Origin of the sequence: Rathayibacter sp. AY1F8 (assembly GCF_002932165.1) — a bacterium.
GTDB lineage: Bacteria > Actinomycetota > Actinomycetes > Actinomycetales > Microbacteriaceae > Rathayibacter.
In genome coordinates this window covers 1-24,068 of sequence record NZ_PSVB01000020.1, presented here as the reverse complement: position 1 = coordinate 24,068, position 24,068 = coordinate 1, and the positions used below count along the sequence as shown (strand labels likewise).

The following is a 24,068-nucleotide window of genomic DNA, read 5'->3' as shown; positions in this document are numbered from 1 at the left end:
CTCCATCGCGTCAGCGCCCGGTGACCGCCAGCAGCTCGTGCGCTGCGGCGCTGTCCGGGTAGCGGGAGAGCACGCGGTCCAGATCGCGCCGAGCAGGAGCCGTGCGCCCGTCCGAGAGGAGCGTGCTCGCGCGCTCGAGCAGCGCCTCCGCCCCCAGCTCCACGGGCCGCGCACTGGTGACGGTCGGGCGCACCACGCGGTCGAACGCCTCGAGGGCGCCCTCGACTAGGCCGAGCTCGCGGAGAGCGACGCCGCGGCGGATGAGCACCGCGGCGGAGGCGGCGTCCACGTTCTCGACGGGCGCCGAGAACTCGGCCACGTCGCTCCAGCGGCGGCGGGCGGAGTAGAGGGAGGCGAGCGTCGACGCCGCGAGGGTCGACGGCTCAAGGGTCTCGACCGCCACGACCGCCGCGGCCGGATCCATCGGTGCTGCCAGCTCGGCGTAGAGCAGGCGCAGCGCCGGGGCGTCGAGCGGCACCTCCACGTCGAGGCCGCCGCTCAGCGGCAGGCGGACGGTCAGCGCGATCCCGTAGCGGCGGAGGAAGGAGTCGGCCGACGGGTCGTAGCGGATGCGCACCAGCCAGCCGGTGAGCCGCAGAGCGCGGTCGTCGTCTGCGGAGTGCAGGGCGTCGCGGACGAGCTCGACGACGGCCGCGAGGCGCGAGCACTCGGGGGAGCCGGTGGTCGCCTCGTGCAGGTCCTCCGCCGGCGCCCCGGCGCGCACGAGCCGGAGCAGAGGCGCCTCCCACGCCGGAGCGAGGGCGGAGGGGCGCACGAGACCCGGCCCGCCGGGCATGCTGAGCCAACCGGACAGCCGGGAGCGGTGGTCCTCGGGGGAGAGCGGGTCGCCGGCAGCCCGGAGCCGGGGGCGCGCGAGGGCACGGAGCTCACCGCTCCGCCGGAAGCCGACTGCCACGGCCGATCCCCCTCCGCGTGCGGCGGCGGCTGAGGACCGTCGATCCGCCGAGTCTACGGCGTCGCCCCCCGCCGTCACCCCCGAACGGGGAGCGACGCGCTGGCGGCGATCCCCCGCCTCCCGTCGTCGCCCCCCGGCGCTGTCAGGCGCCGATCGAGCCCGCCGTGCGCAGCGGCATCACGTCGGGCTTCTCGGCGGTGCTCGCGATCGTCACGACCGCCTTCTCCTCGTTCGAGCGGAGCACGGCGTCCATGATCTCGAGCACGTGCAGGGCCACGCGGCCGGAGGCGCGGTGCGGGCGGTCCTCCGCGATCGCCTCCGCGAGGTCGGCCAGTCCCACTCCGCGACCGGTGTCGATCACGCCGGCGGAGTCGGGGACGACCCGCCAGTCCTCGTCGCGGACGGCGACCTCGACCGGGTCCGAGAACATGTTCGGATCCGGGACCGAGATGGTGCCCTCGGTGCCGTAGACCTCGAACTTCGGGGCCCGGCTGCGCCAGACCTCGAAGCTCACGGTGACGGTGGTGGCGACTCCGCTCGCGTGCTCGAGCAGCGCGGTGATGTGCGTGTCGATCGTCACCTCGATCGGCGTGCCCGCCTTCGGCCCGGTCTCGATCGTGCGCGGGCGGTCGGAGCGGGTGGCCAGGCCCGTGACGCGGACGACCGGCCCGAAGAAGTGCACGAGCGCCGTCAGGTAGTACGGGCCCATGTCCAGCAGCGGGCCGCCGCCGGGCTGGTAGTAGAACTCGGGCGCCGGGTGCCAGCGCTCGTGGCCGGGCGCGGCCCAGTGCACCTGCGCGGCGATCGGGGTGCCGATCGCGCCGGAGTCGAGGGTGAGGCGCGCGGTCTGCACCCCGGTCCCGAGCACCGTGTCCGGGGCGCTCGCGAAGCGCAGGCCCAGCTCGTCCGCGAGGTCGAGCATCGGCGCGGCCTCGGCCGGGTTCAGCCCGAGCGGCTTCTCGGCGAAGACGTGCTTGCCCGCCTTCAAGGCGCGGGTGCCGATCTCGACGTGCGCCGCCGGGATCGTGAGGTTCAGCACCGCGTCGATCTCCGGGTCGTCGATCAGCGCGTCGACGGTGAGGGCGCGGACGCCCTGCTCGTCGGCGACCTGCTGCGCCCGCTCCTGGTTCAGGTCGGCGACCGCGACGAGGCGGAGGCCGGGGAAGGTCGGGAGGTTCGCGAGGTACTGCTCGCTGATCTTCCCGACGCCGATGATGCCGACTCTCAGCGGGACGCCCACAGCATTCCCCTCTCGATGATCGTGCGGACGTTGTCGTCCTGGAGGATCTCGACGCGGTGGCCCGGCGTCGAGACGAAGATGCGGCCCTCGCCCCAGAGGCGGGTCCAGATCGCGGGGGAGGTGATGGGGCGCTTCCACGGGTCCCACGGGCGGACGGCCTGCGTGGTCGTGGCGAGCACGTCGTTGTAGTCGTCGTGCAGCACCCAGTACTGCTCCGTGACCAGCTCGAAGTCGGAGATGCCCTGCGTGATCGGGTGGTCGGCGGCGAGGGCCGTCATCTCGATCGTGTGCGGCATGTAGTTGTCCGACTGCTCGCCGGTGCGCTCGTCCGGGTGCTTGCCGGGGTGCGAGGCGAACTGGCCGCCGATCAGCTGCAGGTAGTCGGAGTTGTCGCGGTAGGAGTCGGCGATCCCGCCGTGCCAGCCGGCGAGGCCTGTGCCGCGCTCGACCGCCGCGCGGAGGCCCAGGAACTCCTCCCACTGGATGGAGGTCATCGTGTTCGACTGCACGATCAGGTCGACCGTCCGCATGTAGGCCTCGTCGGCGTACACGGCGGTCGACTCCTCGACGCGCACGTCGTAGCCGTTGTCGCGGAGGAACGGCAGGAACAGCTCGGTCGCCTCGACCGGTTGGTGGCCGTCCCAGCCCCCTCGGACGACGAGGGCCGTCTTGCCGGGAGTGGTCGGGGAGTGGTCGGTCATCGTCGTCCTCACGTGCGGGCGGATCGCTCCGCGGTTCGTCATCGAACAGGACTTGCGCAACTTCTGTGCGGGAGCCCCGGCGTCCGACCATCATGCACCGCGGTTCCCGGCGGAGCAAGCCGTCCTGGCGCAGGGCTAGTTGCGAAAGTCGGTATCCGCTACGGTGAGCACATGCCCGACCACGACGACGTCTCCGGAGCGACCACCCGCCCGACCATGGCGCTGATCGCCGAGCGCGCCGGGACGAGCGTCCCCACCGTCTCGAAGGTGCTCAACGGCGGCACCGACGTCTCGGAGGCGACCCGCCTGCGCGTGATGGAGGCGGCGCACGCGCTCGGCTACCGCCGCCGCCCGCGCCTGCGCCCGCCGGTCGAGGATCCGCACTCCGCCCAGATCGTCGACGTCGTCGTCGGCCACATCGGCGGCACCTGGATCGGACCGGTCCTCGAGGGGATCGAGGCCGAGGCCTCCGCCGCCGGGGTCGACCTGGTGCTTACCCGCGCCCGCGACGACGGCGCCTGGATCAGCCGCCTCCTCCGCCGCCCCTCGCTCGGCGCCATCGTGGTGCTGGTCAACGTCTCGGCCGCGCAGCTGCACCTGCTGACCACCGCCGAGCTGCCCGTCGTCGTCGTCGACCCCAGCACGCGGCCGCCGGCCGACGTCGCGAGCGTCGGCGCGACCAACTGGGACGGGGGCCGCATGGCCGCCGAGCACCTCCTCGACGCCGGCCACACCCGCTTCGGCGTCCTCGGCGGCACCCGCACCCAGCTCTACAGCAGCGCCCGGATCGACGGCTTCACCACCGCGCTCCGCGCCGCCGGGGTCGAGGATCCGCGCGTCGCCTACTGCGACTGGGACCGCGAGCTGGCCCGCGAGGCCGCCGGGCTGATGCTCGCCGAGCCGGACGCGCCGACCGCCTTCTTCGCCTGCTCCGACGTGATGGCGCTCGGCGTCTACGAGGCCGCCGACGACGCCGGCCTCCGCATCCCGCGAGACCTCAGCGTCATCGGCTTCGACGACGTCGAGGAGTCGGCCTGGGCGACCCCGCCGATGACCACGATCCAGCAGCCCATCGGCGAGATGGGCGCCATCGCCTTCCGGATGCTGCACCAGGCGCACCGGTCGGCGACCCCGCTCGCCTCGGGAGCCTTGGCCACCCGCATGGAGCTGGAGACGCGGCTGATCCGCCGCGCCTCCGTCGCACCCGTGCGCGTCTAGCGCCGCCCGCGGGCCCTCCCGCCTCCCGCCCTCCCCGAGATCGATGCGTCACGATCGGCCCCTCTCCCGCGCCCGTGACGACCGTTCGTGACGCATCGACCCCGGCGGGCGCCGCGGTCCCGCAGCCCCGACCCTCAGTGCCCCGCGCCGAGGTTCCCGGCGAGGCGGCCGTGCATCCGGGTGGAGGCGTCGTTCATGCCCTCGATCACGGCGCGGGTGCCGTGGCGCTCGTACTTGGTCGTGACGGCGTCCAGCGCGGCGACGGTCGAGGCGTCCCAGATGTGGGAGCCGGAGAGGTCGATCACGACGTGCGCAGGGTCCTCCGCGTAGGAGAACTGCGTGGTGAGGTCGTTGCTGGAGGCGAAGAACAGCTCGCCGGTGACCGTGTAGTGGGCCGTCGATCCGTCGGACGAGAGGGTGCGCTCGACGGTGGCGAAGTGGGCGACCCGGCGGGCGAAGACGACCATGGCAGCCAGGACGCCGATGACGACTCCGATCGCCAGGTTGTGGGTGAGGACGACCACGACGACCGTGGCGATCATGACGACCGTCTCGCCCACGGGCATCCGCTTCAGGGTCGACGGGCGGATGCTGTGCCAGTCGAACGTCGCCACCGAGACCATCACCATCACCGCGACCAGCGCGGCCATCGGGATGATCGCGACGAGGTCGCCGAGCGCGACGACGAGGATCAGGAGGAACACGCCAGCGAGGAAGGTCGAGATGCGGGTGCGGGCGCCGGACGCCTTCACGTTGATCATCGTCTGGCCGATCATCGCGCAGCCGCCCATGCCGCCGAACAGGCCGGAGAGCACGTTCGCGGCGCCCTGCCCGAGCGACTCGCGGGTCTTGCGGGAGGGGGTGTCGGTGATGTCGTCGACGAGCTTCGCAGTCATCAGCGACTCGAGGAGTCCGACGAGCGCCATCGCGACGGCGTACGGCGCGATGGTCGTGAAGGTCTCCCAGGTCAGCGGTACGTTCGGCAGGAACAGCTCGGGGAGGCTGCGGGGCAGCTCGCCCTGATCGCCCACGGTGGGGACGGCGACCGCCGTCACGACGACCGCCGCGGTGATGAGGACGATGGCGACGAGAGGCGCCGGAACGGCCTTCGTCAGGCGCGGCATCACGACCATGATCACGATCCCGACGGCGACCAGCGGGTAGACCAGCCAGGGCACGCCGATCAGGTTGGGGATCTGCGCCGAGAAGATCAGGATCGCCAGCGCGTTCACGAATCCGACCATCACGCTGCGGGGGATGAAGCGCATGAGCTTCGCCACTCCGAGCAGCCCGAGCACGATCTGGAGCACGCCCGCGAGGATCACCGTCGCGATGAAGTAGTCCATCCCGTAGTCGCGGGCGACGGGGGCGATCACGAGGGCGACGGCGCCCGTGGCGGCGGTGATCATCGCGGGGCGTCCGCCGAGGAACGCGATCGACACGGCCATCACGAACGACGAGAAGAGGCCGACCCGCGGATCCACGCCCGCGATGATCGAGAACGAGATCGCCTCGGGGATGAGCGCGAGCGCGACCACGAGGCCGGCGAGGACCTCGCGGGTCAGGATGCGGGGGGTGCGCAGCGCCGTCATCACGGTGGGCTCGGCGTGAGGGCGGGCAGGGGTCTTCGAGGCGAGGGCCATCGCGGCGGCTCCAGGGAGTGGGAGGGGTGCTCGACGAGGAGCGCGGAGGGCTGCGGCATCAGGTCGGCGGAAGCGGGCGGGGATGCCAAGCTTGCAGAGGCGTGTCAGCAGCACGGGCAACCCTACCCTCACGTAAGGGTAGATCTGAAGGGGTGAGCAGGATCGGCACCATGCACATCGGCGAGCTCGCCGAGCGGACCGGCCTCTCGCTCCGGACCCTGCGCCACTACGACGAGATCGGCCTCGTGAAGGCGTCCGGCCGCACCGAGGGCGGCTTCCGCCTCTACACGTCCACCGACTACGACCGCCTGATCCTCATCCGCCGCATGAAGCCGCTCGGCTTCTCGCTGGAGGAGATGGCCGCGCTGCTCCGCGTGATCGACACCCTCGAGGCCGAGGGCGACGACGCGCCGGCCGAGGTCCGCGCGCAGCTCGACGCCTTCGTCGCGCAGGCCCGCGAGCGCCGCGAGGCGCTGAGCGCCCAGCTCGCGATGGCCGACGAGTTCGTCGAGCTGCTCACCAGCCGCTGAGCCCGGCCGCCTGCGCGATCGATGCGTCGCGAACGGCTCCCCTTCGCCTCCGATGACGACCTTTCGCGACGCATCGGATCCCCGGGAGCGCGGGAGAGCCGCTCAGGTCGCGCTCGCGTCGGGCAGCTGCTCCGAGCAGTCGCCGCCCGGCTCGGTGGCGAGCTCGAAGTGCCAGATCTCGTTCGCGTAGATCTGGCAGAGCCCGTAGTCGGTGCCGTGCTGTGCGAGCCAGCTGTCCGCGTCCGTGTAGCCGATGTCGACCGCGCCGCCGGTGAGGTGGGCGGAGGAGGTGACGGATGCGACGCGGCGGCCGCGGCCCGACGGCGGCCGTCAGCCGCGCGGACCGCGGGCCAGCAGGGCGTGCAGCAGCGGCAGCGCCGACGCGATCATCAGCACGGTCCCGAAGCCGCTGTCGTCCGGGCGCACGACGGCGCCGGCGATCAGCAGTCCCGCGAACAGCACGGCCGAGATCACGCGGCGGACGGTGCCCTCGAGCCGGTTCAGCCGGCGCTCGATCGTGGGGACGGTGACCGCGAGCTCGCCGTCGTCGAGGGTCGTGACGAGCTCGTCGAGCCGGCGCGGCAGGCGCCAGATCAGGCCGAGCGTGTCGACGGCCTGCTTGCCGACGTCCTGCACGACGGAGCCGCGCTCCTCGCGGATCAGCTGCTGCGCGTAGGGCTCGACCGAGTCCCACAGGTTGAAGGCCGGGTCGAGCGCGCTGCAGACGCCCGAGGTCAGCGACATCGCGCGGATGACGAGCAGGAAGTTCTCGGGGAGCTGGAACGGCAGCGCGCGCACGACGTCGCCGAACTGCACGGCGAAGTCGCGGAACTCGCGCGGATCCACCTCCCGCAGCTCGGCGAAGCCCATGCCGCCGAAGCGGGCGAAGAGCTGCGTGAGCGCCCGCTCCAGCTCGCGGGAGTCGGCCGAGGGGAGGAGGACGCCGACCGCTCGGGCCGCGTCGACGAGCCCCTTGCCGTCGCGGGAGGCGGCGGCGATCAGCATCCGGCGCAGGCCCACGCGGGTGCTCGGCGGCACCTCGCCCATCATCCCGAAGTCGATGAAGGTGAGGCGCCAGGGCAGCTCGCCCCCAGGGGTCGGCGTGACGAAGACGTTGCCGGGGTGCGGATCCGCGTGGAAGTAGCCGTTGGTGAAGAGCTGGTCGAACATCACGGCCGCGAAGACCGGAGCGACCTCCCGCGGGTCGATCCCGGCGGCCAGCAGCGCGGCGTGGTCGGTGATCTTGATCGCGGTGACGTCCTCGAGCGTGAGGACCTTGCGGGTCGAGCGCTCCCAGACCACGTCCGGGACGGCCACCCGGGCGTCGCCCGCGAAGTCGGCGGCGAAGCGGACGGAGTTGGCCGCCTCCTGCAGGTAGTCGATCTCCTCGAGACTGGTGACCGCGAACTCCTCGACGAGCGCCGGGGCGTCGACGCGGTCCGAGACGAGGCGCACGTGGCTGAGCCAGCCGCCGACGCGGCGCAGAGCCGCGAGGTCGACCTCGACGATCTGGTCGATCCCCGGCCGCTGCACCTTCATGATGGCGGCGGAGTAGCCGGTGTCCTCGGCGTCGGCGGGGGAGAGCCGGGCGCGGTGGGCCTGGCCGAGCGAGGCGGCGGCGACGGGCGACTCGTTGACTCCGGCGTACGCGCGCTCGAGCGGCAGCCCGAGCTCGGACTCGGCCAGCGCCCGGATCCGCGGGAACGGGACGGGCGGGACCTCGTCCTGCAGCCCCTCCAGCTCGCGCGTGATCTCGGGCGGCAGCACGTCCAGGCGCGACGACATGAACTGGCCGACCTTGATCATCAGGCCGCCGAGATCGACCGCGAGCACGTGGAAGCTGCGGGCGAAGCGGCGCATCCGGCCGGGCCGGGTGCGGAGCGCGACGCGCGTGAGCCCCACCCGCGGCAGGAGCAGGTCGAAGAACCAGGTGACCGCGAGATGCCACGCGGCGAAGCGGAGGATCCGGCGGTAGCGCCGCCGGTCCTCCCGCTCTCGGTGGCCCGGGGCGGCAGGACCCGGGCTGACCGAGGCCACCCGGGTCAGTCCTGCGCGAGGATCGCGTACAGGCGGCGGCGCACGTCCTCGAGTTCGGCGACGGCCTTGCGGATCTGCTCGGGGGTGCCCGAGCGTCCGACCTGGGCCGCGGCCTGGGCGAGCTCGAGGCCCGCCTTGGGCAGGGCGCCGAAGTCGACGTGGTCGGAGTCGTTCCACGGGGTCGAGGTGCCGTGCTCGGCGACCGTCGCGCGGCCGGCGTCGGTCAGCGTGTAGGTCTTGCGGCCGTTCTGCTCGTCGGCCGTGATGAGGCCCTCGTCCGCGAGGAGCTGGAGGGTCGGGTAGACCGAGCCGGGGCTCGGCTTCCAGTCGCCTCCGCTGCGCTCCTCGATCTCGCGGATGATCTGGTAGCCGTGCATGGGCTGCTCGGCGAGGAGCGCGAGCACCGCGGTGCGCACGTCCCCGCGGCCGACCCGGGAGCCGACGCGCTTCTCCATGCGGGAGCGGGCCTGCTCCATCGCGCGCCAGATGCTCTCGATGGGCGTGCCGGTGCCGAACGCGCCGGTCGATGACGATCCGTTCATGATGACCTCCTGTTTCTCCGAACGATACTCAGCGATATGGGTGGCGACTGTGAACGACTGCCGCGTCGGCTCAGAGCTTCGCGAGCTTCGCCCGGGCGACGAGGAACAGCCCGTACATGACCAGTCCCGCGCTGACGAGGGTCAGGGCGATCGTGCCGTACGGAGGGACGTCGAGGAAGCGGATGGCCCCGTCGAGCCCGGTCGCCTGGCGGGCGTCGCCGGTCAGCGCCGCGACCACGAAGATCCCGCCGGCCAGGCCCAGAGCGAGCCCCTTCGTGATGTAGCCGGTCGCGCCGAGGATCAGCACTGCCGTCCCCGTCGGGCCCTCGGGGATGCGGACGAGCTTGCGGAAGCCGCGCCGGATCCCGATCGCGACGAAGCCGATCCCGCTGCCCAGCACGATCCCGCCGACGATCACGAGGATCACGACGCCGACCGTGCTCGTCAGCAGCTCGGTGTTGATGCGGCGGATCGTGGCCGAGGAGCTCGTCGAGCCGCCGAGCGCGAAGACGAGCGTGGTGCCCGCGAGCGTGAGCGAGGCGAAGCCTTTGCCCGACTCGACGATCCGGCGGCCCAGGCGGGCGGGGAGCCCCGGCGCGGAGGAGCGCCCGCCGAGGGAGAGCTGCCAGAGCCCGAGCGCGACCAGCCCGACCAGCGCAGCCCAGACCACCACGAGCCCGACGGGGGAGTCGGCCATGCGCCCGATCGCTCCGGACGCGTCCGCCTCCCGCGAGGTCTCGTCGCTGACCGCGACGCGCAGGGCGAGGCCGCCGATCAGGAGGTGGATCAGTCCGTTGACGGCGAAGCCCGTGCGGGCGAGGCGCCGGAAGCGCCGGGTCCGGACTCCGGCGCGCGGCGACGGCACGCTCGCAGTGGACATCGCGCAACCCTCTCATCCCCGGCGCCTCCTGACCCGCCGACGCGCGCGTGGCAACCCTCTCCCCGGCCCGGGTGCCCACGTCGTGTGATGGAGGTGCGGTGCAGTTCGCGCCGCAGCAGGACGAGAGAAGGAACCCCATGCGTGCACGCCGACGTCGCGCGGGCGGTCGCCGAGGGCCGAGGCGGGGCGGACGTCCCGGACCGGTCCCGGGCAGGGGAGGGCGGCGACGATGACCGGAGCGACGCTCCTGGTCCGCCGCCCGTCGAGCCCGGCCTCGCGGGTGCTGGTGCTCCACGCGACTGCGGTCGAGCTGGAGCTGCTGGTGGCCGCGCTGCTCGGGCTCGCCGAGGAGACGCCGTGCCTGGACGTGCGGGTGGCGGCGAGGTCGCGGGCGGCGCTCCTGCTGGCGACCGTCGATCCGGAGGCGGTGCTGCCGCTGGCAGAGGCGCGGCGGGTCCGCGTCGGGCTCCGCCGCGAGCGCGAGGAGCTGGAGCGCGGCGGGGTCGGGTGCCGGCACGTCGTCGAGGCGCGGGCCGGCCGTCGGTAGCTCCGGAGCGGGTCCGATCGGCCGCCGGCCTCGCGACGAAGTCGTGACGGAGGTCGTCCACCGCCGATGTGCGCCGCGCCGTCCCGCCCCCGTCAGCAGCAGCCGCAGGCCTCGGAGTCCTCGCTCGTGAGCGCGGCGATCGGCGTCGTGCAGGACTCGCCGCGCCAGGCCTCCAGGCCCTCGCGGACGGCGACCGCGGCGATCACGAGGCCGGCGACGGGGTCGGCCCACGTCCATCCGAGCGTGCTGTTCAGCAGCAGGCCCACCAGGACGGCGGCGGAGAGGTACGAGCAGAGGAGCGTCTGCTTCGAGTCCGCGACGGCCGAGGCCGAGCCGAGCTCGCGGCCGGTCCGGCGCTCGAGCAGGGAGAACGCCGGCATCACCAGCAGGCTGACGGCGGCCAGCACGATGCCGACGGGGGAGTGCTGGGCCTCCGAGAATCCGAGCAGCGCCCGGACCGAGTCGACGGCGACGAACGCGGCCAGGCCGAGGAACGAGACGGCGATCACCCGCAGCGCGGTGCGCTCGCGCGCCTCCGGATCGCGGCCCGAGAACTGCCAGGCGACGGCCGCGGCGGAGAGCACCTCCACCACGGAGTCGAGGCCGAAGGCGACGAGCGCGGTGGACGAGGCGACCGTCCCGGCGGCGAGGGCCACGATCCCCTCCACCACGTTGTAGCCGATCGTCGCGCCGACGATCCAGCGGATGCGCCTCTGCAGCACGCGGCGGCGGGCGGGGAGGAGCGGAGCGCGCAGGGCGGTCATGCGCAGCGGCAGTCGTCGCCGGAGCAGCAGTCCGGATCGACGACCAGGGCCAGGCGGAGCAGGTGGTCGAGCGCCCCGGCGATCCGGGTCTCGGCCAGCCGGTACCAGGTGTACCGGCCGTCCTTCACGGCCTCGACCAGCCCGCATCCGCGCAGGCACGTGAGCTGATTCGACATCACCTGCCGCGAGACCCCGAGCGCGTCCGCGAGGTCGGAGGGGACGGCCGGAGCCTCTCGCAGCGCGAGCAGGATCCGGGACCGGGTCTCGTCCGCCAGGGCGGATCCGAGGCGCGCGAGAGCAGCGGAGTGGGTGAGGGTCGCGGAGGCGGGCACGGGAGCGACGGTACACGCGATGCTGTATCGAGCGCGAGGGCGGTGGTCTCTCCTCGAACGTGCGAGCCCCCCCTCCTGCTCCCCCCGTCGGGTGGGCGGACGGGCCGCACTGCCGCGGATCCCCGGGGCCGGCCTCCACGGCGCGCCCCGAGCGGCCCGCGCGCCGTGCCAGGATCCCCTTGATCACGGCGCCCGTCCGCCGCTCCGCCGCTCGGTCTCCTGGAAGGGCCACGGACCCGCCTTGCTCGATGCCACGGCCCTCCGCGTCGCCTTCGGGGTCACCGCCCTCACCCTCTTCCTGCTGTTCGCGCTGGTCACCTACCGGTCGACACGCTCGTCCTTCAGCTTCTGGTGGTGCACGGCGCTCGCGCTGTTCATGGGCGGCTCGCTCGCCTACCTCCGCGACGGCACGGCCGACCAGGTGTGGGCGAATCCGCTCGGCAACGGGCTCATCGTGGCCGGCGCCGCCGCGGTCTGGGCGGCGAGCCGCTCCCTCCGCGGCCGGCCGACGCCGTGGTGGCTGGTGGTCGCTCCGACCGTGGTGGTGACGGGCGTGTCCAGCCTCGACTCTCCCGCCGTCAACGACTGGTCGGGAGGGCCGCTCTACCTCGCGTCGATGGCGCTCCTCATCGGACTGTCGACCCGCGAGATCGCGCTGCTCGGCGCCGGACGCTCGCGCACGCGCTGGCCGCTGCTGCTGAGCTCCGGCGCCCTCTCCCTCTACTACGCGCTCCGGTTCGCCGTGTTCCTGGCCGCGGGGCTGCGCAGCGAGCTGTTCGCGACCTGGTTCGGGACCCCGACCACCACGCTGATCACGCTGGTGCTGCTGGTCGTGGTGTCGTTCAGCATGGCCTCGCTCAGCGGCGAGCAGGTCGCGCAGATGCTCACCGCCGGCGCCGCCCGCTCGCGGCAGGAGCTCGCCGACGGCGAGAGGGTGCAGCGGCGGCTCGAGCCCCGCTCGGTCCCGGACCTCCCGGGCTACGACGTCGCCGGCGCCTGCGTGCCCAGCGGGACGGTGAGCGGCGACTTCTTCGACTGGCGCTGCACGCCCGACGGGCTCGCCGTCACCGTCGCCGACGTGATGGGCAAGGGGGTCGGCGCCGCGATGATCGCGGCCACGGTCCGCGCCGCCCTGCGCGTCACTCCTCCCGCCCTCGGCCCCGCGGCGACGATGGCGCTCATCGACCGGGTCGTCGAGCCGGATCTGTCGGCGAACGACGCGTTCGTCACGCTCCTCCACCTGCGGCTCAGCGCCTCGACCGGCGACATCGCGCTCGTCGACGCCGGCCACGGACTCGGGATCGTCTGCCGCACCGACGGCTCGCGCGAGCGCATCCCCTCCGCCCACCTGCCGCTCGGCCTCCTCGGCACGCAGGAGTGGGAGCCGACCGGCCTCCGACTCCACCCCGGCGACCTGCTGCTGATCTGCAGCGACGGCGTGCTGGACCTCTTCGACGGCTCCCTCGCCGCCCTCGACCGGGTGGCCGACGCGGCCGTCGCCGCCCCCGCGACCGCCGCCGCCGCGGTCGCCGGCGTCACCCGCCTGGCGGCCGAGGGGCTGCTGGCGGACGACGTGACCGTGGTCGCGATCCGGCGGACCTCAAGGAGCTGACCCGGCCTCAGCCCCGCCCCGCCTGCAGCCGGAGCCCGGCCAGCAGCAGGTCGAGGCCGGAGCGGAACACGTCGAGGTCGTCGTGCGTCGCCATGACGTCGGCCGCGTGGTGGCCGAAGGGGAACTCCTCCGGATCGAGGGCGCGCCAGCGGTCGGCCAGGTGCTCGAGGAACTCGCCCCTCTCCATCCCGCTCTCGAGGAACTCGCGGGGCGGCGGCTGCGCCAGGTCGGCCGCGACTCCGACGACGTAGCTGACGATGGACGACACGGCGTGGAACCGCTGCCGGGGCGTCAGGTCGAGAGCCATGAGCTGCTGCCCGAGGCGCTCGTACATCGCCATCGAGTTGGGCTGCACCCCGGTCGTGCGGAGCATGTAGAGGCCGAACCAGGGTCGGCGGACGCACTCGTCGAAGAGGGCCAGTGCGACGGCGCGGACGTTGTCGATCGGGTCCGGCCCGTGGGTGAGCGGCTCGCTGTCTGCGAGGACCCGACCCATGACCTCGTCGGTCGCCCGCTCCAGCAGCTCGTCGCGGCTGCCGACGTACCAGTAGATGCTCGCCACACCGCCGCCGAGTCGGGCCGCGAGCGCGCGGAACGTGAGGGCCGACTCCCCGGACTCGTCGAGGATCGCGATCGCCTCGGCCAGCACGGTGTCGAGCGAGTGCGACGCTCGGCGGCGGCCCCGGGCGGGGGAGGGCGCGGCAGCGGTCTCCGTCGGGCGATCTGCAGGCATGGCTTGCATCTTACTGAACGGCGTTCCATACTATCGAACGCCGTACGAGAGTCGAACGGCGTTCGATAGGAAGGCGCCTCGATGTCCGCTCCGACGACCACCTCCGCCGAGTCCCGCGCTCACACCTCCCTCCGCTCCGCGGCACTCCCGCTCGCCGCTCTCTGCCTCGCGTTCTTCGTCGAGATGGTCGACAACACGCTGCTCTCGATCGCCCTCCCGACGATCGGACGCTCACTCGACGGGTCGACCGCCGGACTGCAGTGGGTGACCGGTGCCTACTCCCTGACCTTCGGCGGGCTGCTGCTGACAGCCGGGTCCGCCGCCGACCGGTTCGGCCGCCGCCGCGTGCTCCTCACCGGCCTCGCCGCGTTCGGGCTGATCAGCCTCGCCGTCGTCCTCGTCACCGACATCGGCCAGCTGATCGCCCTCCGCGCGGCGCTCGGCTGCGCCGCGGCCGCCATGGCGCCCGTCACGATGTCGCTGGTGTTCCGGCTCTTCGACGACGAGAGGCTCCGCATGCGGTCGATCACGATCGTGATGATCGTCGGGATGTCCGGCATGGTCCTCGGCCCCCTCCTCGGCGGCTCGATCCTCAGCACCGTCAGCTGGCAGTGGCTGCTCGTCGTCAACGCCCCGATCGCGCTGCTGGTCTGGATCGGCGTGCGCCTCGGAGTTCCCGCGGACCAGCGCGCCGACCTCACCTCCGGTCGGCTCGACCTGCCGGGGACCGCCCTCACCGTCGCCGCGGTGGGGCTCGGCTGCTACACGCTCACCAGCGGAGTCGAGAACGGCTGGCTGTCGCTCCTCACGATCGCCTGCGCCGCGGGCACCGTCGCCGCCGTCGCGGGATTCGTCGTCCGCGAGCGCCGCGCCGTCTCGCCCATGATCGACCTCGCGATCTTCCGCGCCGGCCCCGCGCGGGGAGCGGCGCTCACGCAGCTCGGCGCCTCGGTCGCCTTCGCGAGCGTCCTGTTCGGCCTGATCCTGCACTTCCAGTACGCCTACGGCTGGAGCCCGGTGCGCGCCGGCCTCGCGAACCTGCCCGTCATCGTCACGATGCTCGCCGCCACTCCGGTCACCGAGCGCCTCGCCGCGAAGCTGGGGCACCGCGCGGCCTGCCTGATCGGCACCGGGCTCCTGGTCGGCGCGCTGCTCGGGATGTCCTGGGCGGTGGACCGGGGCTACCTCGCGATCGCCGTGATGATGGTCGTGATGACGGTGGGCCTGCGGACGATCATGACCATCTGCGCCGTCGCCCTCGTCGAGGCGATGCCCGCGAACCGCACGTCGATCGGTGCGGCGCTCAACGACACGGCCCAGGAGATCGGCACCAGCATCGGCACGGCCGTCGTCGGCACGCTGATCGCCGCACTGGTGGCGACCACCCTCCCGGCGGGCGCGTGGAGCGCGGACCTCGTCCGGAGCTTCTTCGCGGGTGAGCGGGTCGCCTTCCTGGTCGTGGCGGTCCTCGTCGGCGTGATCGCGACGATCGGCTCGCTGTCCCTCAGCGACTCCCGCTCCACCGAGGAGCCGGCGGCGGCCTAGTCCGTCGGGTCGCGCCGGGCGTCCTCGAGGTCGGCGATGTCCGTGTACTCGAGGAAGTCCAGCGGCGGGATGTCCGTCATCTCCTCGCTCCACGAGGGACGGGCCGGCTGCATGCGGCGCGTCTCGAGCTCGATGTGGGCGATGACCTCCGCGTCGTCCGGCTCCTCCACCTCGCTGCTGTCGATCGGCAGCGACCAGAGCTGGCTCGCCGGCCCGATCAGCAGGTGGGCGTAGGCGCGGCCGCCGCCCTCGGTCAGGACCGGCACCGAGACGACATCCGACTTGCTGACGTCCGCGAGGGCCCGGGCGTACCGGAGGACCGCCTTGCAGGTCAGGTCGCCGACGAGCAGGTGGCCGCTGGAGTAGTGCAGTTTCCGCATGCGTCCAGCCTCCGCGCGCCGCCCGCGGGGCCTCAAGAGGGTTGCCCTGGGAAGGCGGTGCCCCTAATGGGCCGGGAGGTCCCGCCCGATCGGGGTCATCGCTCCGGGTGTCCGGCGCTCTCGCGGAGCTCGCGGCCGTCGGCGACGTCCTCGGCGTGCTTCTCGGCTTTCTTGTCGCTCTGCCGGGTGTCGCGGGGCGGGAGCTGGATGTGCTCCTCGGCTTCGATGCCGGCCTGCAGCTGGCGGCCGCGCTCGAGCTCGGCGTCGAACTCGGCCCCGAAGAGCAGGGCGAGGTTCGTGATCCAGAGCCAGAGGAGGAAGACGATCACGCCGCCGAGGGCGCCGTAGGTCTTGTTGTAGTTGCTGAAGTTGGCGACGTAGAACGCGAAGCCGGCCGACGCCAGCGCCCAGACGACGAGGGCGAGGATCGAGCCCATGCTGGTCCAGCGGAACTTCGGCTGCCGCACGTTCGGCGACCAGTGGTAGAGGACCGCGACGATCACGACCATGATCGCGATCAGCACCGGCCACTTGGCGATGCTCCACACGGTCAGGGCGACCTCGCCGAGGCCGACGGCGTCGCCGATGGTCTGCGCGACGGGTCCGCTGAGCACGAGGATCAGCCCGGCGATCACGAGCAGGAGGACCGTCACGAGGGTGACGGCGAGCATCGTGGGGCGCAGCTTCCAGATCGGGCGGCCCTCGTCGATCTCGTAGACGCGGTTCATGCCGCGCCCGAAGGCGCCGACGTAGCCGGAGGCGGACCAGAGGGCGCCGAGGACACCGGTGACGAACGCCAGGCCGGCGGCGGGGCTGGAGGTGAGCTCCTGGATCGGGCCGCGGACCGTGTCGAGGACGTCGGCCGAGACGAACCCGCCGGCGATCTCGAGCACGGTGTCGGTCGTGGTCTCGGCCTGGCCGAAGAGGCCGAGGATCGAGACGATCGCGAGCAGCCCGGGGAACAGCGCGAGGACGGCGTAGTAGGTCAGCCCCGCCGCGATGTCCGTGCACTGGTCGGCGCCGAACTCGCGGAGCGTCTTCTTGAGGACGTAGCCCCACGAGCGCTTGGTGACGTCCGTCGGTCCGTCGGGCTTGCGGGAGTCGTCGGGGTCGGGCGCGGTGCGGTCGCGCTCGGTGCTGGTCTGGGCCACGGTCGTCCTCCATCTCGAGCGTCTGCGGATCGTCGGGGACGGAAGGACCGCCTGCGATCGCTCCGGCGCCCCGGCGACGCCGTGCTCGCCACCGACCGTAGGAGCGCCGGACGCTCGAGGCAGGACGGTTGACAGCCGCCCGTCGAGTCCGGTGGGGGAGGTGTTCCGCGGTGGCGCCCGCGCTCAGAGATGCGCGAGCAGCCTCTCGCACGCCTGCTCGCAGCGGCGGCAGGCCTCGGCGCAGATCCGGCAGTGCTCGTGCATCCCGGCGTGCTGCTCGCAGTCGTCGGCGCAGGCGCGGCAGGCCAGGAGGCAGGCCTCGACGAGGGCGCGGACGGCCGCGGATCCGACGACGCCTCGGCGCGACAGCACGGCGCCGGTCGCGGCGCACACGTCGGCGCAGGCGAGGTCGGTGCGGATGCAGTGGACCAGCTCGGCGACCGACTCCTCGCCGAGGCACGCGTCGGCGCAGGCGGTGCAGGTGAGCGCGCAGGCGCCGCACGCGTCGATGCACTCGGCCAGGACCTCCGGATCGACGCCGCGCAGCTCCTCGGGGTGGCTCCGGATCATGTCGCTCGTGCTGCTCATGGCGCGTCCTCTCGTCGTGACCCCGGCGGGTCGATCGGTCCGGGCGACGCTACGGGCCCGCCCGCCGCCGGGCGAGGGCCTGGCCAGGCACCGCGGCCGGTGATAGCCGGGCCGTCAGCCCCTCACGACGAAGGCGTCGTGGATCAGGTTGCCCCCGGTCGCCGCCGGATTCCGTGTGCTGCCGCGGGTGATCGTGACGGTGTGGGTGCCGGCGGGCAGGGTCCCGCTGGTCCAGACGGTCTGGGCGGAGCGGGTGGTGGCGCTGTAGCGGTCGACCGAGGCCACGAGGACGCCGTCGAGGCGGACCTCGTCGATCCCGGACGTGCTGGACCGGCGGCTCACCCACGAGACTCCGGTGCCGGTGAAGCGGAGGGTGGCGGAGGCGCCCCCTGTCGACGAGAAGGAGACGCCTCCGCCGCTGTCCGCGGAGGAGGAGGTCGTGGACCAGGTGCCCGTGACGGCGACGGCCGGCGAGCCGTTCTGGTGGGTGCCGGCCCCGACGGCGGCGAGCGGAGTCGCGGTGGCGGTCGGCGTCGAGGTCGGCGCGGCGGTGGCGGTCGGCGTGGGCGTGGCCGTCGGCACCGGAGTGGCGGCCCTCTTCGCGAGCACGATGGACGCCGTCGCTCCCTTCAGCCCGCTCGGCCGGAACGTGATCGTCGTCGCGGTGCTCGTCCTGCTCGTCACGCTCAGGGCGGCGCTCGAGGACACCGTGCCCGCGGTCGGCCGCGCGAGCGTCACGGTGAGCGCGCTCGTCGAGACCTGCGTCGGGTCGACGGTCGAGACGGTCACCGTGTCCGCGTCCTCCCGGATCGAGACCAGTCCGGCGCCGGTGATGCTCGCGACCCGGGTGCCTCCGACGAGGACGGGGCTCGTGGTCCCGGCCTTCCACGACACGGCGCTCACGGTGCCGGTCGAGCGGTCGCGGGCGGCGCTCAGCTGGGGTGTGTTGCTGAGCACGGTCACGTCCGGGTCCGCCGCGTACGCGGCGGTCGCCGCCTCGGAGGCGCCGGGGAGGACCGTGTACGCGTAGGAGGCGCCGGTCGGGTTCGTGCCGTGGCTCGTCGTGAGGGAGTAGTAGTGGCCGGTCACCGGCGCCGTCGGACCGGCGGCGCTCACGGCGCTCCAGGCTCCGGTGCGGGTCCGTCCCTGCGCGGTCAGGGCGATCGGCGACGGGAAGACGTAGCCCACCGACTCCGCGGAGCCGGTGATCGAGGCCCAGCGGGCGGTGCTCGTGGCGGTCGCCTCCGCACCGCGGAGGACGCCGTCGACGCGGAGCCTCGCATCGGGAGCGACGTCGCGGCGGTCGTCGATCACCGTCTCCGCGCGCCGGCGCGCCCCGTCCCAGCCGGTCCCGGACATGTCGGTCGCCGTGATCCCGGAGCCGAGCGCGAGGATCTCGTCGTCGAAGGTGAACCAGGCCTTCTTCGCGACCAGGCTCACCGACGCCGCGTCGAAGTCGAGCGCCGCGATCCCCGTCCGCCGCGACGGGCTCTCGAGGCTCCCGGTGAAGGTCGTCGTCGGGCGGGACGACGCGCCCTCGCCCGCGCTCCGGACGATCGTGTCCTCGGTGGTGCCGGGCATCCGGTACGGGTTCGCCGTGGCCCAGTAGCCGTCGTCGTACTGGCGCCCGCTGCCCAGGTGGAGCGAGGTCGCGCCGTCGCCGGTGTACCAGCCGCTGCGGTTCTCGCCGTTGAGCGACTCGTAGCGCGCGATCCGCGTGCTCGACAGGCCGACGGCGAAGCCCGAGGTCGCCGTGGTCCGCGTGAAGCGGTCCATCCCGGCGAAGGCCCGGACGCCCGAGCCGATCGGGGTCGCGGTCAGGCCCGTGTCGGCGAGGACGAGCCGCGCGCGCACGACGTCGCTGACGGACCCGGCCGTCTCGATGCTCACGGGGCTGCCGGAGTTGCAGGCCAGCCAGCTCTTCGCCAGCGCGTTCGTCCGTGTCCTGGCCGAGGGAGGGGCGCTGTCGGCGAGGCGCAGCACCGCCGCCTGCAGCTGGACGCCGACGTCGCCGTCCTCCGACTCCGCCCGCGCCGTCTCGCGGCCGCGGACCGTCGACATCACGGCGCCGCACCAGGTGACGGGGGCGAAGGAGGAGGCGAGCCGGTCGTACACGCCGAGCCCCTCCGGGCTCGTGATCTCCCAGCGGGAGCCGTCGAGCAGCGCGTAGAGGTCGTCGAGGGTGTCGAGCATCGAGAGCCCGTACCCGCCGCTGTAGGCGAAGACGCTGTGCTGCACGAAGGAGCCGTCGGCGTGGAAGCCGTCGCCGGACGCCACCGTCCGCAGCGCCGGGTCGATGCCGGCGGCCGCCTCCGCGATCTTCGCCGGCTGCTTCAGCAGCACCGCCCGCCCGGCGATGACCGCCGCCGTCCAGACGCGGTTGGCGCCGGTCCGGGTGACGGTGTCGGCGAAGCGCGTCGAGGCCGACAGGTAGGCCTGCACCTGCGCCGCCGAGAGGTCGGGGTAGAGGAGGGCGGTGATGCTGTTCAGCTCGAGCGGGATGCCGATCTGCTGCTCCCACCAGCGGGAGGTGCCGGTGGTGGAGCGGTTGTAGCGGTTCGCCGAGAGCCAGTCGGCGGTCGTGACGACGTCGCGGAGGAGCGCCGGGTCGCCGCTGAGGGCGGTGCCGGGGGTCTTCAGCGCGGTCGCGAGGACGGTGACCCGCTTGTAGGCGGCCCACACCTCCACCGCCGAGGTGCCCGTGACCAGGTCGGGCCAGGGCTCGCCGCCGTCGGTCTCGAGCGTCGACCAGTAGCCCTCGGCCTCGGCGACGAGGCGGCCCTTCGCCGCGGCGAGGCCGCCGACGCTCCCGCTTCCCGGGATGGTGCCCGTCAGATCGGCGACGAGGGCGAGGCGCATCGCGTCGTACTCGTCGCCCGCCGAGTCGACGGCGGACGCTGTCGGCGCGGCGGCGAGCGGGAGGATCAGGGCGGTCACGAGCAGGAGCGCCGCAGCGAGCGGGCTCCCGCGCCGGGGCGCGTCGGATCGAGAGGGTCGGTTCGTCTCCGCGCGCGATCGGCGGAGGGGACGCGGCTGGGTGGGCACGGGCGCTCCTGAGGCGACGCCCACGAGCCTGCGGGCTTCGGGTGCTCGCGGGTCGCCGGGGGAGCGTCGGGTGAAGAGTAGGGGTCCGCTCCGTCCGGCGGCAAGAGGCGGAGGCGAGGACGGCCGGGATCGGCCACCGCCGACGCTCCCGACCGCGCGATCTGCGACAGCCGTACCCCGTGAGGGGTACAGAGGCGCCTAAGGTCCCCCACCCGTCAAGCGGGGCGATACGGTCGGAGGTGCGTGTGCGCTCCGGGGAGTCCCGGCGCGGCGCGCAGGGGGAAGGGGGCACGGATGATCGAGGCCGAGCAGGATCCGCGGCTGGTGGCGCTCGAGGCGCTCGAGATGATGGGGTCGGCTCCGGAGGAGCGCTTCGACCGGATCACGCGGATGGCCGAGGAGCTGTTCCGCGTGCCCGTGGCCGAGATCCACTTCCTCGACGACACCACGCTGTTCACGAAGTCCCCGCAGCGTCCGGACGCCGTGCTCGCCTACCCGCGCGCCGGCACTTTCTGCGACGCGACGCTCGAGAAGCGCACCACCTTCGTCGTGCCGGACCTCGGTGCCGACGAGGCGTGGGCCGGGCACGAGCACGTCGCGGGGTACCCGCACGTCCGCTTCTACGCCGGGCGGCCGCTGTCGGTCGAGGGCGACCTGCAGCTGGGCACCCTCTGCCTCATCGACTTCGTGCCCCGGAGCCTCACCCCGGACGAGCGGCAGCTGCTCGAGGAGTTCGGCGAGTGGGTCGAGCGGGAGCTGCGCGACACGGCGGAGCGCGACCGCGCCGCCGACATGCAGACGCAGATGGCTCCCTCCTCCCTCCACCACCCCGCCGGCTACGAGCTCTCGGGGCTCTCGCTGCCGCGGTGGACGATCACCGGCGACTTCTACAGCTGGCGCGGCGACGACGAGACGGTCGACCTGACCCTCGTGGACGTGATGGGCAAGGGGACGGCGGCGGCGATCGTGGCCGCGTCGATCCGCTCCGCGTTCCGGGCGCGCCTGGGCGGCGACCCCGACGCGGTCGTCAGCGCGGTGAGCGCCCAGCTGCACGACGACTTCACGGCCACCGAGACCTTCGCGACCCTCTTCCACGGGCGCCTCGACACCGCGTCCGGCCGGATCGACTTCGTCGACGCGGGCCACGGGCTCACCGTCCTCCTCCGCGCCGACGGCTCGTTCCAGCGGCTCGCGGCACTGGGCCTCCCGCTGGGCATCGCGGAGGACGGCGGCTGGATCACCCAGACCGTGGAGCTCGCGGTCGGCGACTCGCTCCTGGCCTTCACCGACGGCGTCCTCGACCTCTACGACGGGACGCTGCAGTCCCTGGCGCGCGCGGTCGACCTCGCCCGCGACTCCGCCGACACCGCCGCGTTCCTGCAGGCGCTGAAGGCGCTCGCCGCCTCCGGCTCCGCGTCCGACGACATCACCGCCCTCGTGCTGACCCGCACGGGCGCCGACCGCTCCGCCGAGAAGGACCCCGCATGACGTTCACGACCGAGACGACCGCCCCCGACATCGCCGTGCTGCGGGGGGAGGGGCGGCTCAACGCGGCCTCGGCTCCGGAGCTGCGCTCGGCCGTCCGCCGGGCGATCGACGAGGGCAGCCCCCGCATCGTCGTCGAGCTCAGCGCGGTGACGTTCATGGACTCCTCCGGCCTCGGCGCCCTGGTCGGCGCTCTCAAGACCGCGCGGCAGGCGGGCGGCGACCTGCGGATCGCGGCGCCCAGCGAGCAGGTCGTGATGGTGCTGCAGCTGTCCAATCTGGACCGGGTGCTCACCCTCTTCGACACGGCCGGCGACGCGTACCGTGACTGAGCGCAGCGTCGGGTTCCGCACGCCCCCGGACGACACCGAGGTCGTCCACGAGATGCTCGCCGGGCTCTGGGGCGAGCGGCCGGACCTGCCGGCCCGCGACCGCATGGCCGTCGAGACGGCGCTGGTCGAGCTGGTCGACAACGTCATCCAGCACGCGACGTCGACGACGACGATCGTCTGCCGCCTCGTCGTGCGCGTCGAGGGAGACGCGATCCACGCGGAGCTGGTCGACACGGCCGATCCGCCGGACATCGGCACGGGGCCGCGGGAGATGCCGGACGTCTTCGCGGAGTCGGGCCGCGGGCTCGCTCTCATCCAGGCTCTGACGACCACGTTCGAGCACGAGCGCTCGGAGGGGCGCAACGTCTGGACCCTGACCCGGGCGCTGGACTCCTAGCGACTGGCGCGGATCAGCGGATCGTGTGCGCGGTGATGACCGCGGCGGCACGCGCCAGGTCGTCCGCCATGCCGTTCAGCCCGGGGGAGGCCTTCAGCACCTCCGCGCTGACCTCGTCGTAGCGCTCGTCCACCTGCGCGAGCAGCTGCTCCCCGGAGGCGGTGAGGCGCAGGAGGACGCTGCGGCGGTCCTGCGGGTTGGCGAGCCGGTCGACGTGGCCGGCGGTCGCCAGCCGGTCGAGGAGCGCGGTCACGGCGCCCGTCGAGAGGGAGAGCTCGAGGCCCAGCCACTTCGGCGTGAGGTCGGGCGACTCGCCGAGCACCTCGAGCGCGGTGAGCTCCGAGATGCCCACGCCCACGCCCGCGGCGATGCTCGCGCGGAGGTGCCGCTGCGCGTTCTCGAGCAGGCGGAGCGACTGCCGCAGCTGCACGGCGGGCGCGTCCTGGTCGACGTCGCGCGGGGTCGGTCTCTCGGTGGTCATTCGTCCTTCTCGGGGTAGGGCTGGGGTCATCGTACGGGTCGCCCTCGGGCGTCCCGGCCTGTCACCCGGACAGGGGGTGAAAGAACGATTGCAATGTATCTTGGTCGTCAAGTAACTTAGCGGTCAATCGAGTTCGGCGGACCACCAGCCGGACCCTCCCCCTTCAGCATCAGCCCGCCCCACCCGATCAGGAGTCCTGCCATGTCGACCCACACCGCCAAGTCCAAGCGCGTCCGCTTCGCTCCCCTCGCCATCGCGACGAGCATCGCCGCCGCCGCTCTCCTCTCCGTCTCGATGTCCGGCACCCTGTCCGGCTTCGTCGCGAGCATCTCCAACACCGGCAACACCGCCGCCTCCGGCTCGCTCGTCATGGAGGAGAAGTCGACCGGCGCCAGCCCCATCACCTGCCTCAGCACCGACGGCGGCTCGATCAGCACCAACACCGCGACCTGCGCGACCATCAACAAGTTCGGCGGATCGACCACGATGGTCCCCGGCCAGACCGTCACCACCGCGATCACGCTGAAGAACACCGGCACCGTCAACGCCAACACCTTCACGCTGACCCCCGGCGCCACCTGCTCGCAGAGCAACAACGTCGCGGCCGGCGCCTCCGGCTCCGCCACCGACTTCTGCGGCAAGCTCAACGTCGTGATCACCTCCGGCGGGACCACCGTCTTCACCGGCACCGCCGCGACCCTCGCCGGCTCGGCCGTCAAGACCCTCAACACCGCCCCGGTCACCCCCGGCACCTCCACCCCCTTCTCCATCGCCGTGACCCTCGACTCGTCGGCCACCAACGCCTACCAGGGCCTGTCCGCCTCGCTCCCGCTCACCTGGACCTTCGCGAGCTGATCCCCTCTCCACCCGGCCCGGAGCGCCCCCGCGCGACGGGCCGGGGGAGGAGCGTCCCGCAGCGCTCCTCCTGCACCGCCCCCGAGAACCCCCCTCTCCCCCCGAGAACCCCCC

The 24,068-nt window shown here is 73.2% G+C and carries 24 protein-coding genes; 9 read left to right on the top strand and 15 right to left on the bottom strand.

Annotated elements, in window-relative coordinates; all coding sequences use genetic code 11:
• Positions 1–10: 10 nt before the first annotated feature.
• From C5C35_RS13425 to C5C35_RS13415, 3 genes are all read right to left on the bottom strand, one after another.
• Complete coding sequence (locus C5C35_RS13425; RefSeq protein ID WP_104263288.1) at positions 11–916, bottom strand: tol-pal system YbgF family protein; 906 nt, start codon at positions 914–916, stop codon at positions 11–13.
• Positions 917–1,058: 142 nt separating this feature from the next.
• Complete coding sequence (locus C5C35_RS13420) at positions 1,059–2,156, bottom strand: Gfo/Idh/MocA family protein (RefSeq protein WP_104255953.1); 1,098 nt, start codon at positions 2,154–2,156, stop codon at positions 1,059–1,061.
• Entirely contained in the window at positions 2,141–2,857 is a 717-nt protein-coding gene (locus C5C35_RS13415) for a ThuA domain-containing protein (protein ID WP_104224320.1), read from the bottom strand. The genes C5C35_RS13420 and C5C35_RS13415 overlap by 16 nt, the downstream gene beginning before the upstream one ends.
• Before the next feature lie 171 nt (positions 2,858–3,028).
• On the opposite strand from C5C35_RS13415, the gene C5C35_RS13410 reads away from it, so the two are divergent.
• Positions 3,029–4,075, top strand: coding sequence for a LacI family DNA-binding transcriptional regulator (locus C5C35_RS13410; RefSeq protein ID WP_104263287.1), 1,047 nt, complete (start codon positions 3,029–3,031; stop codon positions 4,073–4,075).
• A 134-nt stretch (positions 4,076–4,209) separates the two neighbouring features.
• Here the strand turns inward: C5C35_RS13410 and C5C35_RS13405 are convergent, their stop codons facing one another.
• Positions 4,210–5,718, bottom strand: coding sequence for a SulP family inorganic anion transporter (locus tag C5C35_RS13405; RefSeq protein ID WP_104263286.1), 1,509 nt, complete (start codon positions 5,716–5,718; stop codon positions 4,210–4,212).
• Positions 5,719–5,888: 170 nt separating this feature from the next.
• Here C5C35_RS13405 and C5C35_RS13400 point away from each other — a divergent pair, with 170 nt between their 5' ends.
• Positions 5,889–6,248, top strand: a complete 360-nt coding sequence (locus tag C5C35_RS13400) for a MerR family DNA-binding transcriptional regulator (protein WP_104227142.1) — start codon at positions 5,889–5,891, stop codon at positions 6,246–6,248.
• A gap of 330 nt (positions 6,249–6,578) precedes the next feature.
• On the opposite strand, the gene C5C35_RS13390 is transcribed toward C5C35_RS13400, so the two are convergent.
• From C5C35_RS13390 to C5C35_RS13380, 3 genes are all read right to left on the bottom strand, one after another.
• On the bottom strand, positions 6,579–8,285 hold the full coding sequence (locus C5C35_RS13390) for an AarF/ABC1/UbiB kinase family protein (protein ID WP_104263285.1): 1,707 nt from the start codon (positions 8,283–8,285) through the stop codon (positions 6,579–6,581).
• A gap of 5 nt (positions 8,286–8,290) precedes the next feature.
• Positions 8,291–8,827, bottom strand: a complete 537-nt coding sequence (locus C5C35_RS13385; RefSeq protein ID WP_104224292.1) for a PadR family transcriptional regulator — start codon at positions 8,825–8,827, stop codon at positions 8,291–8,293.
• A 70-nt stretch (positions 8,828–8,897) separates the two neighbouring features.
• Positions 8,898–9,707 carry a DUF1206 domain-containing protein gene (locus tag C5C35_RS13380; RefSeq protein ID WP_104227140.1) on the bottom strand — a complete coding sequence of 270 codons (810 nt, stop codon included), beginning with the start codon at positions 9,705–9,707 and terminating at the stop codon, positions 8,898–8,900.
• A 229-nt stretch (positions 9,708–9,936) separates the two neighbouring features.
• Here C5C35_RS13380 and C5C35_RS13375 point away from each other — a divergent pair, with 229 nt between their 5' ends.
• Positions 9,937–10,254, top strand: coding sequence for a hypothetical protein (locus C5C35_RS13375; RefSeq protein WP_104261209.1), 318 nt, complete (start codon positions 9,937–9,939; stop codon positions 10,252–10,254).
• A gap of 92 nt (positions 10,255–10,346) precedes the next feature.
• Here C5C35_RS13375 and C5C35_RS13370 read toward each other — a convergent pair whose 3' ends face one another.
• Positions 10,347–11,018: a cation diffusion facilitator family transporter gene (locus C5C35_RS13370; protein WP_104263284.1), complete on the bottom strand. Its 672-nt coding sequence runs from the start codon at positions 11,016–11,018 to the stop codon at positions 10,347–10,349.
• Positions 11,015–11,350, bottom strand: coding sequence for a helix-turn-helix transcriptional regulator (locus tag C5C35_RS13365; protein WP_104263283.1), 336 nt, complete (start codon positions 11,348–11,350; stop codon positions 11,015–11,017). Before C5C35_RS13365 ends, C5C35_RS13370 begins: the two co-directional genes overlap by 4 nt.
• 241 nt (positions 11,351–11,591) lie before the next feature.
• On the opposite strand from C5C35_RS13365, the gene C5C35_RS13360 reads away from it, so the two are divergent.
• Positions 11,592–12,962: a PP2C family protein-serine/threonine phosphatase gene (locus C5C35_RS13360; protein ID WP_104263282.1), complete on the top strand. Its 1,371-nt coding sequence runs from the start codon at positions 11,592–11,594 to the stop codon at positions 12,960–12,962.
• A 7-nt stretch (positions 12,963–12,969) separates the two neighbouring features.
• Here the strand turns inward: C5C35_RS13360 and C5C35_RS13355 are convergent, their stop codons facing one another.
• Complete coding sequence (locus C5C35_RS13355) at positions 12,970–13,695, bottom strand: TetR/AcrR family transcriptional regulator (protein ID WP_219812210.1); 726 nt, start codon at positions 13,693–13,695, stop codon at positions 12,970–12,972.
• A gap of 81 nt (positions 13,696–13,776) precedes the next feature.
• Here C5C35_RS13355 and C5C35_RS13350 point away from each other — a divergent pair, with 81 nt between their 5' ends.
• Positions 13,777–15,240 carry an MFS transporter gene (locus tag C5C35_RS13350; protein WP_104227133.1) on the top strand — a complete coding sequence of 488 codons (1,464 nt, stop codon included), beginning with the start codon at positions 13,777–13,779 and terminating at the stop codon, positions 15,238–15,240.
• On the opposite strand, the gene C5C35_RS13345 is transcribed toward C5C35_RS13350, so the two are convergent.
• From C5C35_RS13345 to C5C35_RS13330, 4 genes are all read right to left on the bottom strand, one after another.
• Positions 15,237–15,620: a hypothetical protein gene (locus tag C5C35_RS13345; RefSeq protein WP_104263281.1), complete on the bottom strand. Its 384-nt coding sequence runs from the start codon at positions 15,618–15,620 to the stop codon at positions 15,237–15,239. The two genes, C5C35_RS13350 and C5C35_RS13345, sit on opposite strands and share 4 nt — an antisense overlap.
• Before the next feature lie 95 nt (positions 15,621–15,715).
• A complete protein-coding gene (locus tag C5C35_RS13340) occupies positions 15,716–16,771 on the bottom strand; it encodes a YihY/virulence factor BrkB family protein (protein ID WP_104263280.1) in 1,056 nt (351 codons plus the stop codon).
• A 183-nt stretch (positions 16,772–16,954) separates the two neighbouring features.
• A complete protein-coding gene (locus C5C35_RS13335; protein WP_104263279.1) occupies positions 16,955–17,359 on the bottom strand; it encodes a four-helix bundle copper-binding protein in 405 nt (134 codons plus the stop codon).
• Positions 17,360–17,473: 114 nt separating this feature from the next.
• On the bottom strand, positions 17,474–20,296 hold the full coding sequence (locus tag C5C35_RS13330; RefSeq protein ID WP_146084608.1) for a polysaccharide lyase 8 family protein: 2,823 nt from the start codon (positions 20,294–20,296) through the stop codon (positions 17,474–17,476).
• Positions 20,297–20,698: 402 nt separating this feature from the next.
• Here C5C35_RS13330 and C5C35_RS13325 point away from each other — a divergent pair, with 402 nt between their 5' ends.
• The 3 genes from C5C35_RS13325 to C5C35_RS13315 are packed head-to-tail and all read left to right on the top strand — an operon-like array spanning position 20,699 to position 22,618.
• On the top strand, positions 20,699–21,892 hold the full coding sequence (locus C5C35_RS13325; RefSeq protein WP_104227128.1) for a PP2C family protein-serine/threonine phosphatase: 1,194 nt from the start codon (positions 20,699–20,701) through the stop codon (positions 21,890–21,892).
• Positions 21,889–22,221 carry an STAS domain-containing protein gene (locus tag C5C35_RS13320; protein ID WP_104227127.1) on the top strand — a complete coding sequence of 111 codons (333 nt, stop codon included), beginning with the start codon at positions 21,889–21,891 and terminating at the stop codon, positions 22,219–22,221. The genes C5C35_RS13325 and C5C35_RS13320 overlap by 4 nt, the downstream gene beginning before the upstream one ends.
• The gene (locus C5C35_RS13315; protein ID WP_104227126.1) at positions 22,214–22,618 is read left to right on the top strand and encodes an ATP-binding protein; all 405 of its coding nucleotides are present in this window, start codon (positions 22,214–22,216) and stop codon (positions 22,616–22,618) included. Before C5C35_RS13320 ends, C5C35_RS13315 begins: the two co-directional genes overlap by 8 nt.
• Before the next feature lie 13 nt (positions 22,619–22,631).
• Here the strand turns inward: C5C35_RS13315 and C5C35_RS13310 are convergent, their stop codons facing one another.
• Positions 22,632–23,099, bottom strand: coding sequence for a MarR family transcriptional regulator (locus C5C35_RS13310; protein ID WP_104224277.1), 468 nt, complete (start codon positions 23,097–23,099; stop codon positions 22,632–22,634).
• A gap of 201 nt (positions 23,100–23,300) precedes the next feature.
• Between C5C35_RS13310 and C5C35_RS13305 the strand changes: the two genes are divergently transcribed.
• Complete coding sequence (locus C5C35_RS13305) at positions 23,301–23,954, top strand: hypothetical protein (protein ID WP_104224276.1); 654 nt, start codon at positions 23,301–23,303, stop codon at positions 23,952–23,954.
• Positions 23,955–24,068 lie beyond the last annotated feature (114 nt).

What these genes read in the sequence shown, in the direction of transcription:
- C5C35_RS13305 (WP_104224276.1), top strand. Translation starts at nt 23,301, where the DNA reads ATGTCGACCCACACCGCCAAGTCCAAGCGCGTCCGCTTCGCTCCCCTC.
- C5C35_RS13385 (WP_104224292.1), bottom strand. Translation starts at nt 8,827, where the DNA reads ATGAACGGATCGTCATCGACCGGCGCGTTCGGCACCGGCACGCCCATC.
- C5C35_RS13415 (WP_104224320.1), bottom strand. Translation starts at nt 2,857, where the DNA reads ATGACCGACCACTCCCCGACCACTCCCGGCAAGACGGCCCTCGTCGTC.
- C5C35_RS13345 (WP_104263281.1), bottom strand. Translation starts at nt 15,620, where the DNA reads ATGCGGAAACTGCACTACTCCAGCGGCCACCTGCTCGTCGGCGACCTG.
- C5C35_RS13405 (WP_104263286.1), bottom strand. Translation starts at nt 5,718, where the DNA reads ATGGCCCTCGCCTCGAAGACCCCTGCCCGCCCTCACGCCGAGCCCACC.
- C5C35_RS13380 (WP_104227140.1), bottom strand. Translation starts at nt 9,707, where the DNA reads ATGTCCACTGCGAGCGTGCCGTCGCCGCGCGCCGGAGTCCGGACCCGG.
- C5C35_RS13310 (WP_104224277.1), bottom strand. Translation starts at nt 23,099, where the DNA reads ATGACCACCGAGAGACCGACCCCGCGCGACGTCGACCAGGACGCGCCC.
- C5C35_RS13400 (WP_104227142.1), top strand. Translation starts at nt 5,889, where the DNA reads ATGCACATCGGCGAGCTCGCCGAGCGGACCGGCCTCTCGCTCCGGACC.
- C5C35_RS13350 (WP_104227133.1), top strand. Translation starts at nt 13,777, where the DNA reads ATGTCCGCTCCGACGACCACCTCCGCCGAGTCCCGCGCTCACACCTCC.
- C5C35_RS13370 (WP_104263284.1), bottom strand. Translation starts at nt 11,018, where the DNA reads ATGACCGCCCTGCGCGCTCCGCTCCTCCCCGCCCGCCGCCGCGTGCTG.
- C5C35_RS13320 (WP_104227127.1), top strand. Translation starts at nt 21,889, where the DNA reads ATGACGTTCACGACCGAGACGACCGCCCCCGACATCGCCGTGCTGCGG.
- C5C35_RS13375 (WP_104261209.1), top strand. Translation starts at nt 9,937, where the DNA reads ATGACCGGAGCGACGCTCCTGGTCCGCCGCCCGTCGAGCCCGGCCTCG.
- C5C35_RS13325 (WP_104227128.1), top strand. Translation starts at nt 20,699, where the DNA reads ATGATCGAGGCCGAGCAGGATCCGCGGCTGGTGGCGCTCGAGGCGCTC.
- C5C35_RS13335 (WP_104263279.1), bottom strand. Translation starts at nt 17,359, where the DNA reads ATGAGCAGCACGAGCGACATGATCCGGAGCCACCCCGAGGAGCTGCGC.
- C5C35_RS13410 (WP_104263287.1), top strand. Translation starts at nt 3,029, where the DNA reads ATGCCCGACCACGACGACGTCTCCGGAGCGACCACCCGCCCGACCATG.
- C5C35_RS13355 (WP_219812210.1), bottom strand. Translation starts at nt 13,695, where the DNA reads ATGCCTGCAGATCGCCCGACGGAGACCGCTGCCGCGCCCTCCCCCGCC.